The organism is Pseudoalteromonas maricaloris, assembly GCF_024746855.1.
GTDB lineage: Bacteria > Pseudomonadota > Gammaproteobacteria > Enterobacterales > Alteromonadaceae > Pseudoalteromonas > Pseudoalteromonas maricaloris.
In genome coordinates, this window is sequence record NZ_CP024626.1 from 501,031 (window position 1) to 517,958 (window position 16,928).

Below are 16,928 nucleotides of genomic sequence, written 5' to 3' on the forward strand. Positions count from 1 at the left end.
AACAATATGGCAAAGATAGAACCATCAATAAAAAGTGCGTTAACGCAATACGCCATTGCCCATCGTGGAATATTTAGTTATTCCCAGCTAGTACAATATCAAAACCGCTTTCACTTATCTCGATCTGAGCTTGAGGCTGCTTTACTTGAAGTTGCGGCTGAGTTTGCAACGCCTCCGATTTCACAATTTTATGTTGGTGCCATTGCTTGGGATGATAAATCTCAACAAGCGTTTTTAGGCGCTAATTTAGAATTTTCGCATCAAGCGCTTTCTTTGGTTGTTCATGCCGAGCAAGCGGCTATTAACAATGCGTGGTTAAATGGTGCAACTGAAATCTCTAAAATGACGATCAATGCCGCGCCTTGCGGATTTTGTCGCCAATTTATGAATGAGCTAAGCACGGCAAAGGAGCTTGAAATTTTATTGCCGACAGGCAAAACCTCGTTGTGTGATTTGCTGCCGACTTCGTTTGGTCCGGACGATCTGGGCAACAGTGAAAAACTCTTTTCTCAAGTGCAACATCTTGCTGCGAATGAAACATCGCCTGCATCAATCAGTGCGGCGCTTTATCAGCATTATCTGCACGCTTATTGCCCCTACACACACAATCAAAGTGCGGTGGAAATTAAACTAGACACTGGCGAGTGCTTTTATGGGCGTTATGCTGAAAATGCGGCTTATAACCCAAGCTTATCGCCATTACAAAGTGCACTAAGTCAATTAGCGATGTCGGGTAAAGTATTATCTGGGGTAAATGTAGTAGGGATCACTTTGCTGGAAAAGCAGGGCAGTGCTAACCAGTTGCAAGTAAGCTTAGCAGTTTTAAAGGCATACAATGCCGAGCATTTGCTTACACATATAGAGATTGAGTAGTCACTCAATCTCTACGCTTAGCGCTATTATTTCGAAAGTAACAGTTCAGCTGCTTTTAATACTGCAGTGACGGCTTTCTTTTCAACAGCTTGATGGTCGACATTGGGGATTTCTTGGCGTGTTCTATTCACCAAAACGCCGGCAAGACAAGCTGCTTTCAATCCAAGTGCTGCACACATGGTAAACAACGTCGCAGACTCCATCTCATAGTTCATCACATTAAGCTTTTGCCATTCTGCACACGAACCTTGATACGCCTTTCTTACGTAGCCTGAATATGTGTCGTAGCGTTCTTGCCCTGGGTAGAAAGTATCGCTAGACGCAGTGATCCCAACGTGATGAGTAATGCCCAACGATTCACAAGCTTGTACCATTGCCGAAGTGGTGTGGAAATCAGAAACCGCAGGAAACTCGATAGGCGCAAAGTGCTGGCTTGCGCCATCTAAACGCACTGATGCCGTGCTCACCAAAATATCACCTTCATTGATATGTGGTTGAATAGCGCCAGTTGTACCTATGCGTAAAAAGGTAGTGATACCAAGCTGTGCTAGTTCTTCAACTGCGATTGACGTTGATGGGCCGCCTATACCTGTTGAACAAATTACCACAGGACTTTCATTTAAAAAGCCAAGGTAAATATGAAATTCGCGAGTTTGTGCTAAGCAGACAGGAGAATCGAGATATTCGGAGATGCGTTTTGAGCGCTCGGGATCACCCGGAACAATTGCCAGTGAAGCGCCTTGTAGGTCGGCTTTCGTAAGACCTAAGTGAAATACCTTTTCCATAGTAAACCTTAGTTATAATTAAAGCGTAATGTTTATAGTTAATGCCTATCAAGTACAGGACAGATGTCCTATTTAAGCGTGACGTGTTTAAATTATAGCAACCGAAGTAAGTAAATTATTTTTAAGTGGGGAAGTTGCATTTGTAGTACCGCTCTTGCGTGCTGCTACCGCTAATCAATCACAACATAAGGTACCTAAATCCATATAGGCAAGGCAAAAATTTTGCTATTTAGTTGTTCTTAATGAGAAATTTTTAACGAAGCTTATATGATATTTTGCCCTTCAAATTGGTTAGAGAATTAATGTAGTTGCTATTATAGCTCGGGATAGCTTGCAGGATTGTCGATGTTCCACTAAACCTTAACATGAGAGCAACAATGAGGAATGGTTATGCCTGCTACACATTCTATAAATAAAGATAACGAATTTGCGCGTTGCTTTGAGTGCAACAAAGTCCCAACCATGGCGCCGTTTCACTGGCTCGCATTAGCGTTTAAAGATATTGCGAATGCGCCATTACTTAGCCTAGTGTATGGACTTATTTTTACCCTTATACCTGCTTTTATCATGTGGTTGGTGTACCAATCAGGTACTCACTTGGTAATTCTGCCTGCCGCTGTCGCCTTTGCGCTTATTGGGCCTGCTTTCGCTGCTGGCTTGTATGATGTCGCTTGGGAGTTGGAAAAGGGCCATAAACCAACATTATCTCACAGCCTTAAGTCAATGTTCCGTAATCCGGCTGGCGAGTGGGGGTTTGCGGTGTTACTGATGGTCATTATGATTGTTTGGATGCGCCTAGCTGCACTTATCCATGCATTATATCCAAATGTTCCGAATCCAACGTTTGAACAACTTTCGGCATTTTTAGCACTCGGCTCTATAGTGGGGGGCATTTTATTGGTGTGTGTATTTGCGATCTCAGCGTTTACCCCGCAAATAATGATGGAGCGCCGAGTGGATATTATGACTGCTGTAATAAGCTCAATGCATGCGGTGAAGGAAAATGTCGGCGCTATGGTGGTGTGGTGTGGGATCTTAGTGTTCATGGTGATACTTGGGTTTGCAACTGGAACGGCTGGCTTTATCGTTATCATGCCGCTACTTGCGTACGCAAGTTGGCATGGCTATATCGCTGTAATTAAAACAAAAGTGCCACGTCACTACGAATAACTAAACACCCTCTATGAATAAACAACCGCAGCTCCAACGCGCATAGTTGGTACTGCGGTTGACTTCCTATTTGAACCTGTTATATGTGCTGCAACAACGACCTAACGAACAGTCAATGTCTTCCGAAAACGAAGTTAGAAATCGAGAAAACCTTTTGATTTATAAGTTTTTTTATTTCTAATTTATCGTTTTTACTCATTTCAAGCGAATCGTATTTTGAGCGTGACGCAAAATATAAAGCGTAATAGGGAAGATTTTTCTGGGTCGCATGATTATGCATATAAGAGGGGATAGCGATGTCTGAGAGCAAAAAACAATTCCATAAAAAACTTGAGCACTGTTTATGCCCACCGGGTGATGGTGTGTTTACTGTAAACACAGCGAAAGAAAGAAAAGACGCGCTAAGACAAAAGCTATATGGACAAACAGAAGGTGTTGATACTTTATGGAAAGCGTCACTGGAAAAATTGGGCGAAAGTGAACATAAAGCGGCAATTCTTGGGATCAGTTCGGATTGTGGCGGTGGTATTTTACGCGGCGCTAACTGGGGTCCACTCTTTTTGCGTTCGACATTAATAGAGCAACAGCCGCAAACGAGCGCGTTTGACCTTGGCGATGTGCGTGTTATTCCACATTTACTACACGACAAATATTTAAACGAGAGCACGATCAGTAATTGTCAAAAGGCACTTTATGCTGACCCTGAGAGTGAGTATTACGTCTCACCATTATCTATTACAGAAGATGTGTGTGATGGCTTTTACGAAAATTACCCAGACAAAGGCGTGTTTGGCATTGGTGGTGATCACTCAATCAGCTACCCGTTAACAAAAGCGTATCTTAAAGCAAAGCGTGCTCGTGGTGTAAAAACAGCGATTATCCATTTTGATGCTCACACGGATTTACTTGTTGAGCGCTTAGGTATCGATTTATGCTTTGGCTCTTGGTGTACGCATATCCTAGAGTTTTTACCTGCACCCCATCACTTAGTACAATTTGGGATCCGCTCGAGTGGCAAACCTAAGTCTCATTGGGAGTCTACATTCGGTGTTAAGCAGCATTGGGCTCATGAGATCAGAGAGCGTGGTGCACAAGCGATTGTAGATGAAGTTATTGCACAGCTAAAGGCTGACGGTGTTGAAGAGCTTTATGTTAGCTTTGACATTGACGCACTTGATGAAGAGTTTGCTTCTGCAACGGGTACTCCAGAGGCAGGCGGTATGACTCCAGACGAAGCGATGTTAATTCTACAAGCGCTGCGTGGTGAATTTAAAATCACAGGTGCAGACATGATGGAAATTGCCCCATTTACCGATAGCTCTCTTGTTGGACAAACGAGCTCAGAAACCACGCTTAAAGAAGGTGCTAAGCTGAGTGCATTTTTGATTGATGCTATCAACAATAGCTAAAGTAATTATGTAGCTCTGTGATAGGCAGGGGCATCCTTGCCTATCACTCATTCACTTCGATAAATTACCCATAATTCCCATCTACAAGAAGCCATTCTATCTCTTTAAAAATTGCTCAACCTTTAAGTTAAGACTATATTATTCAAGTAGCTAAGGGGAGAGTTTCATGAAGGGTGCGCGCTCTTTTGGTCTTTGTATTTTGCTGATGAGTTTCAGTGCGCTTGCCTATACGCTAAATATAGTCACTGAGAACTTTCCTGACTTCCAATACCTTAATGAAAAAGGAGAACTAATTGGGCGTTCAGCGGATAAAGTCAGGGCGGTGCTTGATGACTCTGGCATTGATTACACCATCAACGTACTTTCATGGCCTGCAGCCTATAATGCTGCATTAAGAAAAGAAGATACCTGTGTGTTTTCAACAGCCAGAAATACCATCCGCGAAAATGAGTTTACTTGGGTATTTCCCATTGACACTTTTACCACCTCTTTTTATGCGCTACGTGAAAGCAAAATCAAGCTGAATAAACTAGAAGATGCGCAAGCTTATCGAACAGCGGTGATCCGAGATAATTTTAGCCACCAATTTTTAATGGAACATGGTTTTCAAGAAGGGAAGCAGCTGATCCTGATTAATTCTTTTGATAAGGTTTTTGAGCTACTCAAGACGCGCAAAGACTTTGTTGATTTGGTGATATTAAGTGATGCCCAGTTTAGGTTTCGAAGTGCAAAAGAGCAAACGGCTCAATTACTTGAGCCGGTATATACATTAAATCAGTTTAATACGTCTCTTTATCTAGCCTGTAATAAAAATGTTCCCAAGCACATTCTTGATAAGCTTCAGGAAACTTACAACGTGCTTTATGTAGCCAAATAAACTTAGAGAAAACGGGTTATTTTTTTATATCTGGCCACTGAAAGCCGTGGAAGGTATCTAGATACAGTTGCTCCACTTTGGTTCTTGCCCAAGGTGTGCGACGCAAAAACTTGAGGCTAGATTTAACGCTTGGATTATCTTTGAAGCAGTTGATATCTACGGCGGCTGCCATTTCTTTCCAGCCTAGCTGCTGTTCAAGTTTTACAATAATTTCTTCTAACTTGATACCGTGAAGGGGGTTATTTGCTTGGGTCGTCATCTTCTACTTCTATATAACTTTAGATATTACGCTTAGTTTACCCTAATTTTATCCGAAATTTCAGGTCTAATTGGTGCACCAGACGCGTCAGCCTTTACCCACACAAGTTTGCCATTGTCTTCGTTGTACTTTTTCGTTGCACAGACAAACAGCATGTCAAACTGTAGCAATAGTGCGCCTTCGCTATAAGACTGTCCTTCATACCAACAGACTTGCTTTGGTATTTCTCCATATAACCTCAAATCAGCGGGCGTTGTCGCCAAAACAGGCAGTGAGATCAAATTAACAGTGATTAAACAAATTAAAAACTTCATCAAATTTGGTTTTTTGAACTAGAGTGTTAAATGACTATAGAAGAATAAGGAAAAATGACAATGGCATTAGACCAAAAATTGTTGGATGAGTTGACCTTACTAGCTAGATTTCCAAGACATAGTTTGCATCAGGGGATAAAAATTCATAGCAGTGCGCCTGAAGGTATACAAGGTGCCGCGATGCGGCTATTTGAAAAAGGGGTCATCGACAGCCCCGATGGGGGTTATTTGACTGATCTTGGTCACGACCTTATTGGCCATTTTGATCATGTCTATAGCGCGTTGAAATAACAAACGTTCGTTTGATTGAAAGAGTGATATGCTTAGCATGTCACTCTTTTTAGTTGGCTTATCGTTTACTAGCCTTATTGTGCGTCTAATTGATTTTCAGGCGCTGCATCAGAAAACGCATCAAGCGTATTACAATATTCGTACACTCGACTGATCTTAGGAAATGCAGTCATATCTACTTTAAAGCGCAGGGCATTAAACACTTGTGGTACTAAACAAACATCCGCAAGTGTGGGCTCCGTGCCAAAGCAAAATTGACCGTCGCCTATCATAGGCTCGAGCTTTTTAAAGCCTTCGATAACCCAGTGGCGATACCACTCATTTTTTTGCTCATCAGATGCACCTAGCTCACTTGAGAGATATTTAAGCACACGCAGGTTATCAATAGGGTGGATATCACAGGCTATGGCGTAGCAAAAGTTTCTTACCTGCGCTTTTTGCCAAGGATCTTGTGGTAGCAATGCTTGGCCTGTTTGGGTTTCTTCTAGCCACTCCAATATTGCTAAAGATTGTGCAAGAACGCCATGCTCAGTTTCAAGAGCCGGTAGTAACCCTTGACCGTTTTTACTTAAATATGCCTCGCCGCTTTGCTCCGATTTAAGCAGGTTTACTGGGACTAACTCGTGGTCTAATCCTTTAAGATTTAAAGCAATACGCACACGATAGGCTGCAGATGAGCGAAAATAAGTATAGAGTTTCAACATAATCTTTATGCTCCTTTAAAGTACTTTTTAATGCCTTTCCAGCAATCAGCATAGTTAGGCTGACGCGCTTTGCCTTCTAAAGCATACTTAGTTGGAGAGATAATGTAACGTGACTCAAACATAAACGCGAGTGTGTTTTCATAGCGCTGTGGTGCAAGCTCAGCATTACTCGCCTTTTCAAATACATCCGCTTCTGGTCCATGTGGAGACATACAGTTGTGTAGACTCATGCCACCGGGCACAAAACCATGTTCTTTGGCGTCGTATACCCCTTCTATTAAGCCCATAAACTCACTCATGATATTACGGTGATAATAAGGCGGACGGAATGTATTTTCTGCCACCATCCAGCGCGGTGGGAAGATCACAAAGTCTACGTTTGCAACACCAGGTGTGCCTGATGGAGAAGTCAGTACAGTAAAGATTGACGGATCTGGATGATCAAAGCTTACGGTGTTCATTACGTTAAATCGTGCTAAATCATATTTGTATGGGGCGCTATTACCTGTCCATGCAACCACATCAAGCGGTGAGTGGCCAATCTCAGAGCGGAACAGATTACCATTAAACTTTGCAACGAGTTCAAAATCGCCTTCTTTGTCTTCAAAGGCGGCAACGGGGTATTGAAAGTCACGTTCGTTGGTATAGCCATTCGCACCAACGGGGCCTCGTTCAGGCAATATGTAAGGGTGTCCGTAGTTTTCACAAATATAACCACGCACCGTATCGCTTAAAAGCTCTACACTGAATTTGATACCACGAGGGATAACGGCAATCTCACCTGGTTTAATTGCGAGTTTTCCACACTCAGTGTGTAAAATGAGTTCACCTTGCTGCGGGACGAACAGCAACTCGCCATCCGCATTATAGAAATAACGACCTTCCATTGATGCGTTAGCAACGTAAACATGAATACCAATCCCGCTTTGGCCATTGGCACTGCCGTTAGCTGCCATCGTCACTAAGCCATCGATAAAATCTGTTTTTTCTTGTGGTATATCGATAGGGTTCCAGCGCAACATGGAAGGGGGAGTAACGGCTTCAGTTATTGGTGCCGTGCGCAATAGGCCATTATCCATCGCTTCATATTCACCTTGTAAAACAGAAGGGCGAATACGGTAGAACCAATTTCGACGATTATCAGCACGAGGCGCTGTAAAAGCGGTGGTGTTATATTGCTCTGCATAAAGATCGTATTTTACTTTTTGCGGTGAAAATTGACCAATAGGTAAAGCGCCCGGCAGCGCTTCACTTTCAAATTGATTACCAAATCCAGTTAAATATTGAAGTTCTTGGCTCATGTGTCTCGACTCCTTTGTGTTTTATAGTAAGATACTCTCATGTGAGAGTATTTTCAATATTTGTCATCTAGTCGCTCTGTAAAGTTATAGTGACAGTTGGGAGTGTGAAATAATGTCTAAAGATAATGAAAAGCTGCTGAATATAAACGAATTTTTGCCGTATCAACTCGTTTCACTGTCAACAAAAGTGAGCAACGACTTTGCGCACGTCTATGAACAAAAGGGAGAATTAACGCAGCCACAATGGCGTGTGTTATCTCATGCAATACAGAAGGAGGGGAGTACCGCAAAGCACATTTGCGAACTGGCAAGCATGGATAAATCAACCGTTTCAAGAGCAATTAAGCAGTTACAAGACCGAGAATTGATAGAGATGTTAGTGAGTCCAAGTGATAAACGTGCAAAAACTATTGCAGTGACAGAACAAGGGAGAGCGCTTTATCAAATGTTAACGCCGCTTGCATTGGCATGGGAAACTGAGCTACTTAGTTGTTTTAGTGATGAGCAGAAAGAAAAGTTCGTACAACTACTGAAATTACTACAGTCCGCAGTAGATGAAAAAGAGCTTGAACACTCGCTTAGAACAAGCTCTATATAGTAAAGTACCGCCGAATGTTATCTCGTACGGTCTTCTGTACATGATATTATAGTCATATAGATCATGTAGAGCATGGATATTTCAAATGCGCTGCTTTTTAGTGAATGATTGGATAGAGAGATGATTAAAAAATCAATAGCTATGCATAACATCGTGACTACAAAGCCGATAAAAGCTTTACGTTTTAACATAATTTATCCCTTATCATATTGATAATCCTTTCATTTTAACATTTAGTATGGTTGCTTCTTCAGAAGCAATGACTTGTCCTGTTTCTATTATATTTAATATCAGGAATTTATAAAGGTTAATTAATTAGAAAATAATATTAAGCTGGATTAAATAACCTGAGCTGCGGATAATTAATGCCTTTCTAGCAGCTAGTTTTAGCGCTAACTGCGTTGAATTCACTTCCAATAGCCAGCTATTGGTGCGTAAATTTGCCTTGTTTTCCCTAAAACTCTCTGGCTAGGCAAGGAAAAAACTAAGTTGTACTTTAGCAACAATGAGTTGGAACATTTCTTATCCAAACCTCAGGTTAAATATAAAAAAGGCCAACTTTCGCTGGCCTTTGGGAGATTATCTAATTACGTGGTAGATATTAGAAGTTGTAGCGTACGCCGATCTTGATGCGGTAAGTTGAGTCTTCTGCTTCAAACTTATAGTCGCTAGTAATCGGTGCGCCGATGATGTACTTACCAGTCGCAGGGTCGATATCCATATTTAGCGTATTACGAGTGCCAAAGTCTTGCGTATAAACTTTACCAGCTGAAGAATCAATCAGGTTTAGTAAGTTGTTCACTACGAAGTAAACTTCACCTTTATGATCTTTGGTGAAACCTGGAAGTTCCTGAGAAACATACAGATCCATAGTCGTTGTCCAAGGTGATGTAGCCGCGCTACGGTCAACGAAGCCACCCGCATAGCCAGACAGACCTAAGCTCTCATAATGAGCAAGTACTTCTGCTTCAGTTGTACCTTCGTAACGAAGTACGTTTGCATCGTTTGCCGTTGGAACATAAGCTAGGTAGTTACCGCCGAACGTTGAGCCAAAGCCTGAAGGCTGAATTAAGTCTTGATTGAAGAAGCGACCACCAGTTAGGTTTTGCCATCTTGTTAGGTGGCTGTATGCTGAACCTGAACGGCGTTCAAAGAATAGGTTGAAATTCGTTTTATAGTTTTCAATGAACTCTGTTGAATAGCCAAGGTTTAGGACAAAACGGTGCTCAGTTTCATAAGAAGAAGTACCGATTTGTGTTTCTTGGTGATCCAAGAAGTGACCGTAGCGGTAGTTACTACGACCAGTTGAAGAGCCGCCTGGGTTACCTTCAGTGATATCTTGGTGAGTATAAGACATATCAAACTTGAAGCCATTATCCCACGTTTTAGAAAGACCAGTACTTAGGATAATTGAACGACCGTTTTTATCTGCGTTCGTTAGCATAATCTCAAGTTCACGGGTGTCGTAGAATGGTAATGCACCATCAGCAGTAGAACCTACTACATCGCCTTCCTGAAGAAGTGCAGCATTTACCCATTCAGCGGTATTTTCTTTATCTGTGAAGATTGCAGTTGTAGTCCATGCGAATCCGTCACCAAGGCCTGGGATGTCAAGTGTTACATCCGCATTTAGCATATAAGTCCATTGTGATGGAATGTCGAAGTTAGGATCGATAAAGTTCGAAACTGAACCACGATTCGCATTGTTAATACCTTCGATAGCTTCTGGCGGAATAGTATTTAGGATATTTGCTGGAGCAGTAACATCACTAGCAGAGAAGTTTTGACGACTGAAGCCATCGTTTGAGTAAGAGTTTGAGATCCAAACGTTAGGGTTACCACCTGCATAACGACCTACGCTACCACGGATAGTTACGTCTTCGTTCATGTAGTAAGTGAAACCTGCACGAGGCAACCAAATGTCAGCGCCATCTAGGTTATAAGTGTTATCAAAACCCGTTCTGTCCAATACGTCTTGGTTGAACGCTGGTTTGTCGTCAGAGCCTAAACGCTCGTAACGAAGACCAAAGCTAAACGCTAGTTCATCGCTGAAGTCCCAACGGTCGTTCACGTATAGTGCAAGGTCTTTACGTTTGAATGCCGCTGCAACTGCATCAGGGTTATTGCCGATACCGTTGCTATATGTGTATCTTGAAATTTGGCGTGCAGCAAAGTCTTCTAGGCTGTTAAATGTGATAACACCCTTAGAACCATCTAGATAAAGGTTTTCAACGTCTAGAATGTCATACTTGATACCGAACTCTAGTGTATGTTCGTCAAGTAGGTAAGTACCGTCAAACTTGAATGTTGTTAGGTCGTTTTCTAGTGAGTTTGAGTGGCGGCTAGCATCTGAACCAAAGCTGATGTCACCTGTAACACCATCACCATCTACGTCGATGTTGCTGATGCTGATATCACCTAAACCAAGTGCGCTATCAAGTGAAATCTGACCAGTTTCAACAGATTTGCTTGTGATACTGATTTGCGTTGAGAAATCATCTGTCCAGTCAGAGTATAGTGTTGAGCTAAAGTTATTTAGTTTCTCAGATTTATTGTACCAATAAGTGCTTAGGTGTAGATCATCAGCATCATCAGTCATGTTGTTTGTGCGGTTACCTTCATTGAACATGTAGATAAAGTTTGCACGATGATAGTCGTTGATGTTCCAATCTAGTTTGATGATGTATTTTTCATCTTCTAGTTGTGGTTGAGTGTCTGCACCACCGATGTTATCAACACCATATACTTCAGAAGCAATTTTGCGTACTTCTGCTAAGTCGTTTTGTGTGATTTTTGTCTCGTTAGCGCCAATACCAGAACCTGCAGGGCCCCACTCAATTGACTGAGGAGATTCATACTTTTCGTAAGCACCGAAGAAGAATAGTTTGTTTTCGATAAGAGGCGCACCGATTGAGAAGCCATAGTTCTCTTCTTCAAACTCTAGTGGAACTTCTTTACCATTGTTTTTTGGAGTACCTGCCCAGCTGTCAGTCATTTTCTCATAGAAAACGCTACCAGTGATTTCGTTAGTACCAGACTTAAATACCGCGTCAACGTTACCACCAGTAAAGCCGCTTGATTTAGCATTTGTTGGTGCTACTTGAACGGTTACTTGGTCAAGTGCGTCTAGAGGGAATGGGTTACGCTGTGTTGGGTAACCACCAGAGTTAAGACCGAAGTCATCGTTTAGCGGAATACCATCAACAGTAATAGAGTTTGTACGCGGGTTTGAGCCTGCGATTGTCATTGAGCTGTCGCTACCAGGTTGGATAACAACTAGCGGGTTATTTCTTACTACGTCTTTAATATCTCGGTTGATACTAGGCGTGCTCTTGATTGCATCTGCACCGTAATAAGTGTCGTTTGCAGAGGAGTTAAATAGTACTGGAGTACCAGTAACTACGATAGACTCCATTTGCAATTCGCTTAGCTGCTGGTCGATCTTTTGTGCTTCACCTAGTGATAGGTAAACGTTACGCAGCTCAGCGTCACGGAATTTGTTTGAGTCGATAGTGATGGTATATGGACCACCAACGCGAAGACCTGATGCGTTGTACGTACCAGTGTCATTCGTTGTAACAACGCGGCGTGTACCTGTCGGTTCGTGAACGATGATAATCTTAGTGTCTGCAGCTGGATTACCTTGAGGTCCTACAATCTGTCCTTTGATAGACGAAGATGTATCTGCCGCAACCGCCATGCCACTCATGCCTAAACTTGCAGCGATAGCAAGCGTAAGTGCATTTTTGCGAAGTTGGATTTTCATTATGTTGTTTCCCGTGTTAGTAGGTTATTTTAAACTAATGGTTAACTGTTATTTTATTTGCTGACTTCAATGATGAAACCAGCGGTTTAGAATTAGGATCATAAATTTGGTTTAATAGGCCTGCTAATCTAATGCCACCTTGTTGCAGCCTAAATTTAATTGTTGGCATATATTTATAAATGTAACCGTAACTTATTTCAGTTTCATTGCTGTTATAAACTTTTTCAGCAATATTATTTGACTCAAGCAACCAATCCGCTGGCGAGCTGTCTAAGTATTCAGCAATTATTTCATTATTTGTGGTTTGAATAAAACGTGTAAACTCGGTAAATGAAAGATTCTCATTTTCGATTAATTTGGTGTCCCAAGTGCTGTGTAAGTTTGAATCACTGCCAAAAAATTTTACTTTAATCATGTTACCGCCACGGTCTTTGCCGCGACCTGCGTGAAACGGTTGATGACTGTCACCTACAAGGTGAACCAGGAAACGGAATGCAAAACGCTTTTCATCAATTGATTTGGATTCTGATTTTAGCGTATTGATGGAATAGTAGATGCCATCTAAGATGTGTTTTACTTTTTCTTTGTCATTCAAATCGGCATGAACGTGCTCATGCATTGCTTTTGGGTTGTCGATGTTGATGTAATGCCACTTCGAAGATTGTTTACGCCAAAACGTGCCTGGATCCGAACGCATCTCATCAGCCCAAGTTGAAATTTCAGCCAGAGAGTCACCTTCTAATAAAGGTTGAATCGCAACGCGAGTCTGCTCGGTTAAATGTGCCTCAGCCAATTCGCCAATGATCCTATGACCATTTTGACCCCAGGCGTGTGCACTTGACGTCGTTATAGTCATCCCTACAGCGAAAAGTAATGACAAGCTTTTACGTAACATTTGTATCTCTTGTAGAAAAGGGAACAATCTTCCCAACCGAAAAGTGAGGCCAATTGTCCGTATTTTTCAACAAAATAAAAGGACTCAATAAGATTCATAATTTCTTGTCAATAAAGCAATGAATTCAACTGGTTACGAGTTATTGGTAAAATTACCTATTGCAATGAGTAAAGAAAATTGATCTAATAGCGGTCAAGAAAGGATAGGTTATTCCAATTAGTGATATATAGTAACATTTTGACTGGTAAATCAACAATTGTATCTTTGTTGTTTATAAGCGCATTATTGTGCTGGATTTTAGGGGCTCGGTTAATATCGGCAAAGCCTCTAACTCTTGATCCCGTCGTCCAGTATTCAAATACCTGCAAAACACGTTCAGTGTCTAATATCAACACGTTAAAAATACATGTTCCGATTAAAAGTCTCGCGTTAGACGTATTAGTTAGAGCGTGTGAAGATGAAGTGGTCACTAGGCAATATGGGCAAGTGAAAGTGTATTGGGGCGGAAGTCTCGCTGAGCAAATAGAGTTTCTTGCGAAGGGGATCGCCGATCTTATTTTAACGAAAGACAACATCATGTCGGCTTTGATGGCCGAATCAACGCATAGTTATAAGCCTGTTATCGGTTATCCGGCTTATTCCGCCTTTTTTATCTCAAATACAGAAAAACCTAAACTATCTAAATCGTATTTCTTAGATAAAAAAATAGGTTTGCTTGACTATCCAACAAGTCGCTCTGGCCACATATTACCAAAAAGTGCGTTTAAAGAGTTAGATATCGATATTAATGCGCTCGATATTACCTATTTAAGCTCGCATCAAGCGCTCCGCGATCGGTTAGCTGCTGGCGAAGTTGATATTATAGCTTCTTATTGGTCCGAAGAAGATGAGCAGCGGTTTTCAAAGAATTACATTACGCCAATTGCAAATAATGTTAGTGGCAGTAAATGGTATTTAAAAATGAACAACAATAACACTGACTTAGCTTGTGCAATGCAGGGAATTATTAACCAGGTGGCTCAATTAAGAACATCTAGTTACTTTGATAAGGTAGATAGATACTGGCAATGTGAAGCCTTACCTTATGGCTTTATCGGAGAAGAAGATGGAAGTTAGCCAGCGTAATATATCCGTTTTTATTGCTTTGGCACTGTTATTTAGCGGCATTTTCTACATTTCTCAAAGTATTGAAACTAAGCGGGTTTTGAAGCAACAAAAAGAAGCGGTTGCGCTTCGTGTTGCTATTGATATGAATCGTTTACCTGTCGCAGATCCTTTTTTACATTATGCAGGTAATGAAACTGAGTTAAGAGAATATATAAACTCACTCAATACAGTGTTAGACGCCCAAGATGCCCGTTTAACTGTTCTTGACATTAATACGTCTGGAGCAGGTCAGGGTGAAAAAAGTGAAGTACTAACATTATCTGCGCCGCACAGAAACTTCTATGTCGCGGTCTCATTAGATGATACTAAACCTAAATCAGCCTATATTTTTCCACTGATTATGGCATTTATCGGCGTAGCAGTGTTCAACTGGGTGAGAAGAAAAGGTATTGAGGCGAAGGTAAGTTCAAACCAAGCGCTAGAAAAGTTACCGGAATTTAAGCTTGTTATTGATTTGTATTCAAAAACAGTAACGACGAATAGAGACAAACTAGTAAGTGTCCAGCTTGCCAACAAACCATTATGCTTCTATTTAGCGCTTGTTGAGTTTTGCGATGTAAATCCCGATACTGTTCTCAATCAAAACAAAGAGATGCCAAAGGAGTTGTTGGATCTCGCTGATAAATACTTTTACCGTTTAGTTGAGCTTGGGCATACCATTAGAAAACGACCGAACTTTACTAATAGTTTAGAAAAAACATTAAGTGAAATTAGAGCTGCACTAGATGAGGTATTAGACGCATGCCCAGAGAAAAAGGTGCTGTTTTATCCGCCGAAGGCGCATGGAGAAGGGTCTCGTTCTAAATTACATAGCTACGGACTGAGTGGAGTGAAAAAGTCAGATATTGATATTATTGGTAAATAGAATGAATGCATATAAAGCGGTGCATCACACCGCTTTATATGAGGTGCCTTTTTATAAATCCACGGCCTTTATAGGGCTATTCTTTTGGAAGTAATCTTTGAGGACCTGTGCATCAGTTAGGTCGGTAGCGGTATATTCTGGAAGATGATTAATCTTTGGATAACCGTCACCACCAGATGCATTATAACTATTCACACTCATGCGGTAGGTCTTGCCGTCAGTCAATGGCTCGCCCGCTATACGAACATTGGTTACCTTATCGTTCTTGATATCAAACGTAATATGGTGGAACTGTAAGTAAGCACCAGAGTCAGGTGGGAACTTGGCGACAATGTTTAAGTAGTTAATTAGGTCGTTGGCCTTCCAGTCTATATAAGTAATGCGATTTTTAAATGGATGAACTTTCAGCACATCTTTGTAGCTGACATCACCTTGCTCTATGCTATCTCTGATCCCGCCGCCGCTGATAATGCCAAAGTCTGCTTCGACAGCTGCCATTTGCGCGTTAATGATAAGATCTGCGAGGTTGCTTTGCTTGAATCTCACTGTACTGCGACGGCCATCTAAGAAACTATCAACGTATCCCACAGCACCAGCTATTTGCGCTTGCCCTTTTTCTTGGAAAGGTGTTAAAAAAGCGAGCATTTGAGGATCTTCTTGAATAGTTTCACCAATCACAGAACCAGCTTTATTTTTTAAGTTTACTGGGATTAAGTTATAGCTAATCAAGGTTTTTGTATCACCATCAACCCTAAATACGGCTTTACCCACATACTTACCCCACTCATGTGCTTGCATAATCCAAACACCATTTTGATTATCAGGCTTACATGTTTTGCCAGGAGCAAAAGCTGTGTCCTCGTTACCATTGTCGTCAACACAGACCGGTTCTTGAGAATGTCCACCGACTATCAAATCAAGCATACCTTTAGGAAGTCGGCGCGCAAGCGTTACATCACCGGGTGCATTGATACCATGATTAGCACCGTGATAGTGGCCCATATGTGTAACAGCAATCATTACATCTGGGTGGTATTTGGCTTTGATCTTAGGAACCCAGTTTTCTGTGGCTGCTAAAGGCTCAATAAAAGTAAGGCCATGAACATGCTTTGGGTTGGCAATTTTAACAGTATCAATTGTCGTAAGTCCAAGGACAGCAATGGTTAATCCTGCACGCTCAATAATTGTGTAAGGCTCGTATGCTGGCATTTGATTTGTATTATCAAGAATATTTGCTGACAGTACTGGGAAGCTTGCCCACTCAATTTGTTTGGCTAGTACATCTCGAGTGTTGTCAAATTCATGGTTACCAATCGCCATGGCATCGTAACCGAGTTTACGCATTCCCTTAAAATCAGGTTCGGCAAACTGTAAATCAGATTCTGGTACACCCGTGTTTATATCGCCTCCAGAAAGCAATATAACGGCATGTCCCGCTTTTTCGGCATCACTCTTTAATTGATCAATTAAGGTTTTTCTGGCAGCCATACCATATTCACCTTTTTCATTTTGCCAAAAACGACCATGATTATCGTTGGTGTGTAATACGGTTAGGTATTCTGCTTGTTGCGACTGCTTAGGAGAAGAAAAGTGGCATGCTGATAATAGCAAAGCCGTTGAAAGAATAAGTAAGTTGCGCATAATTTAGAAGCTA

At 41.5% G+C, this 16,928-nt stretch carries 16 protein-coding genes; 8 read left to right on the plus strand and 8 right to left on the minus strand.

Going from position 1 to position 16,928, the window contains the following annotated elements; genetic code table 11:
• Window positions 1-6 precede the first annotated feature (6 nt).
• Window positions 7-873, plus strand: a complete 867-nt coding sequence (gene cdd / locus CTT31_RS19990; protein WP_211857153.1) for a cytidine deaminase — start codon at window positions 7-9, stop codon at window positions 871-873.
• Between the two features lie 26 nt (window positions 874-899).
• Here the strand turns inward: cdd and udp are convergent, their stop codons facing one another.
• Window positions 900-1,658 (minus strand): uridine phosphorylase, encoded by a 759-nt coding sequence (udp, locus tag CTT31_RS19995; protein ID WP_039495050.1) that lies wholly within the window; start codon window positions 1,656-1,658, stop codon window positions 900-902.
• 390 nt (window positions 1,659-2,048) lie between these two features.
• Between udp and CTT31_RS20000 the strand changes: the two genes are divergently transcribed.
• The 3 genes from CTT31_RS20000 to CTT31_RS20010 all read left to right on the plus strand — a co-directional run bounded on the left by CTT31_RS20000 (window position 2,049) and on the right by CTT31_RS20010 (window position 5,114).
• Window positions 2,049-2,828, plus strand: a complete 780-nt coding sequence (locus CTT31_RS20000) for a DUF2189 domain-containing protein (RefSeq protein ID WP_069019308.1) — start codon at window positions 2,049-2,051, stop codon at window positions 2,826-2,828.
• Window positions 2,829-3,124: 296 nt separating this feature from the next.
• Window positions 3,125-4,237, plus strand: coding sequence for an arginase family protein (locus CTT31_RS20005; RefSeq protein WP_045990324.1), 1,113 nt, complete (start codon window positions 3,125-3,127; stop codon window positions 4,235-4,237).
• A 166-nt stretch (window positions 4,238-4,403) separates the two neighbouring features.
• Window positions 4,404-5,114: a transporter substrate-binding domain-containing protein gene (locus CTT31_RS20010; protein ID WP_211857151.1), complete on the plus strand. Its 711-nt coding sequence runs from the start codon at window positions 4,404-4,406 to the stop codon at window positions 5,112-5,114.
• Window positions 5,115-5,130: 16 nt separating this feature from the next.
• Here CTT31_RS20010 and CTT31_RS20015 read toward each other — a convergent pair whose 3' ends face one another.
• Entirely contained in the window at window positions 5,131-5,373 is a 243-nt protein-coding gene (locus tag CTT31_RS20015; protein ID WP_017216709.1) for a VF530 family protein, read from the minus strand.
• Between the two features lie 32 nt (window positions 5,374-5,405).
• Window positions 5,406-5,687 carry a DUF1496 domain-containing protein gene (locus CTT31_RS20020; protein ID WP_211857149.1) on the minus strand — a complete coding sequence of 94 codons (282 nt, stop codon included), beginning with the start codon at window positions 5,685-5,687 and terminating at the stop codon, window positions 5,406-5,408.
• Window positions 5,688-5,747: 60 nt separating this feature from the next.
• On the opposite strand from CTT31_RS20020, the gene CTT31_RS20025 reads away from it, so the two are divergent.
• Window positions 5,748-5,978 (plus strand): TIGR02647 family protein, encoded by a 231-nt coding sequence (locus tag CTT31_RS20025; RefSeq protein ID WP_010373121.1) that lies wholly within the window; start codon window positions 5,748-5,750, stop codon window positions 5,976-5,978.
• Window positions 5,979-6,052: 74 nt separating this feature from the next.
• On the opposite strand, the gene maiA is transcribed toward CTT31_RS20025, so the two are convergent.
• Complete coding sequence (gene maiA, locus CTT31_RS20030) at window positions 6,053-6,679, minus strand: maleylacetoacetate isomerase (RefSeq protein WP_211857458.1); 627 nt, start codon at window positions 6,677-6,679, stop codon at window positions 6,053-6,055.
• Window positions 6,680-6,687: 8 nt separating this feature from the next.
• On the minus strand, window positions 6,688-7,983 hold the full coding sequence (gene hmgA / locus CTT31_RS20035) for a homogentisate 1,2-dioxygenase (protein ID WP_010373117.1): 1,296 nt from the start codon (window positions 7,981-7,983) through the stop codon (window positions 6,688-6,690).
• A 112-nt stretch (window positions 7,984-8,095) separates the two neighbouring features.
• Between hmgA and CTT31_RS20040 the strand changes: the two genes are divergently transcribed.
• On the plus strand, window positions 8,096-8,581 hold the full coding sequence (locus tag CTT31_RS20040; RefSeq protein ID WP_211857147.1) for a MarR family winged helix-turn-helix transcriptional regulator: 486 nt from the start codon (window positions 8,096-8,098) through the stop codon (window positions 8,579-8,581).
• Between the two features lie 601 nt (window positions 8,582-9,182).
• On the opposite strand, the gene CTT31_RS20045 is transcribed toward CTT31_RS20040, so the two are convergent.
• Together CTT31_RS20045 and CTT31_RS20050 are read right to left on the minus strand one after the other, a co-directional pair.
• Window positions 9,183-12,347 carry a TonB-dependent receptor gene (locus tag CTT31_RS20045; RefSeq protein WP_045990331.1) on the minus strand — a complete coding sequence of 1,055 codons (3,165 nt, stop codon included), beginning with the start codon at window positions 12,345-12,347 and terminating at the stop codon, window positions 9,183-9,185.
• Window positions 12,348-12,381: 34 nt separating this feature from the next.
• Window positions 12,382-13,242, minus strand: coding sequence for a S1/P1 nuclease (locus CTT31_RS20050; RefSeq protein ID WP_039495059.1), 861 nt, complete (start codon window positions 13,240-13,242; stop codon window positions 12,382-12,384).
• A 378-nt stretch (window positions 13,243-13,620) separates the two neighbouring features.
• On the opposite strand from CTT31_RS20050, the gene CTT31_RS20055 reads away from it, so the two are divergent.
• Both CTT31_RS20055 and CTT31_RS20060 read left to right on the plus strand, forming a co-directional pair.
• Window positions 13,621-14,358, plus strand: coding sequence for a PhnD/SsuA/transferrin family substrate-binding protein (locus tag CTT31_RS20055; protein WP_239359039.1), 738 nt, complete (start codon window positions 13,621-13,623; stop codon window positions 14,356-14,358).
• Window positions 14,348-15,274 carry a hypothetical protein gene (locus CTT31_RS20060; RefSeq protein WP_045990333.1) on the plus strand — a complete coding sequence of 309 codons (927 nt, stop codon included), beginning with the start codon at window positions 14,348-14,350 and terminating at the stop codon, window positions 15,272-15,274. The genes CTT31_RS20055 and CTT31_RS20060 overlap by 11 nt, the downstream gene beginning before the upstream one ends.
• A 51-nt stretch (window positions 15,275-15,325) precedes the next feature.
• Here CTT31_RS20060 and ushA read toward each other — a convergent pair whose 3' ends face one another.
• Complete coding sequence (ushA, locus tag CTT31_RS20065; protein ID WP_211857145.1) at window positions 15,326-16,915, minus strand: bifunctional UDP-sugar hydrolase/5'-nucleotidase UshA; 1,590 nt, start codon at window positions 16,913-16,915, stop codon at window positions 15,326-15,328.
• Window positions 16,916-16,928: the final 13 nt, after the last annotated feature.

Bases quoted from the DNA above. Each gene is read 5' to 3' on its own strand.
- cdd (WP_211857153.1), top strand. From the start codon at position 7: ATGGCAAAGATAGAACCATCAATAAAAAGTGCGTTAACGCAATACGCC.
- CTT31_RS20060 (WP_045990333.1), top strand. From the start codon at position 14,348: ATGGAAGTTAGCCAGCGTAATATATCCGTTTTTATTGCTTTGGCACTG.
- CTT31_RS20010 (WP_211857151.1), top strand. From the start codon at position 4,404: ATGAAGGGTGCGCGCTCTTTTGGTCTTTGTATTTTGCTGATGAGTTTC.
- CTT31_RS20045 (WP_045990331.1), bottom strand. From the start codon at position 12,347: ATGAAAATCCAACTTCGCAAAAATGCACTTACGCTTGCTATCGCTGCA.
- CTT31_RS20000 (WP_069019308.1), top strand. From the start codon at position 2,049: ATGCCTGCTACACATTCTATAAATAAAGATAACGAATTTGCGCGTTGC.
- CTT31_RS20020 (WP_211857149.1), bottom strand. From the start codon at position 5,687: ATGAAGTTTTTAATTTGTTTAATCACTGTTAATTTGATCTCACTGCCT.
- CTT31_RS20050 (WP_039495059.1), bottom strand. From the start codon at position 13,242: ATGTTACGTAAAAGCTTGTCATTACTTTTCGCTGTAGGGATGACTATA.
- CTT31_RS20025 (WP_010373121.1), top strand. From the start codon at position 5,748: ATGGCATTAGACCAAAAATTGTTGGATGAGTTGACCTTACTAGCTAGA.
- CTT31_RS20040 (WP_211857147.1), top strand. From the start codon at position 8,096: ATGTCTAAAGATAATGAAAAGCTGCTGAATATAAACGAATTTTTGCCG.
- CTT31_RS20005 (WP_045990324.1), top strand. From the start codon at position 3,125: ATGTCTGAGAGCAAAAAACAATTCCATAAAAAACTTGAGCACTGTTTA.
- ushA (WP_211857145.1), bottom strand. From the start codon at position 16,915: ATGCGCAACTTACTTATTCTTTCAACGGCTTTGCTATTATCAGCATGC.
- hmgA (WP_010373117.1), bottom strand. From the start codon at position 7,983: ATGAGCCAAGAACTTCAATATTTAACTGGATTTGGTAATCAATTTGAA.
- CTT31_RS20015 (WP_017216709.1), bottom strand. From the start codon at position 5,373: ATGACGACCCAAGCAAATAACCCCCTTCACGGTATCAAGTTAGAAGAA.
- udp (WP_039495050.1), bottom strand. From the start codon at position 1,658: ATGGAAAAGGTATTTCACTTAGGTCTTACGAAAGCCGACCTACAAGGC.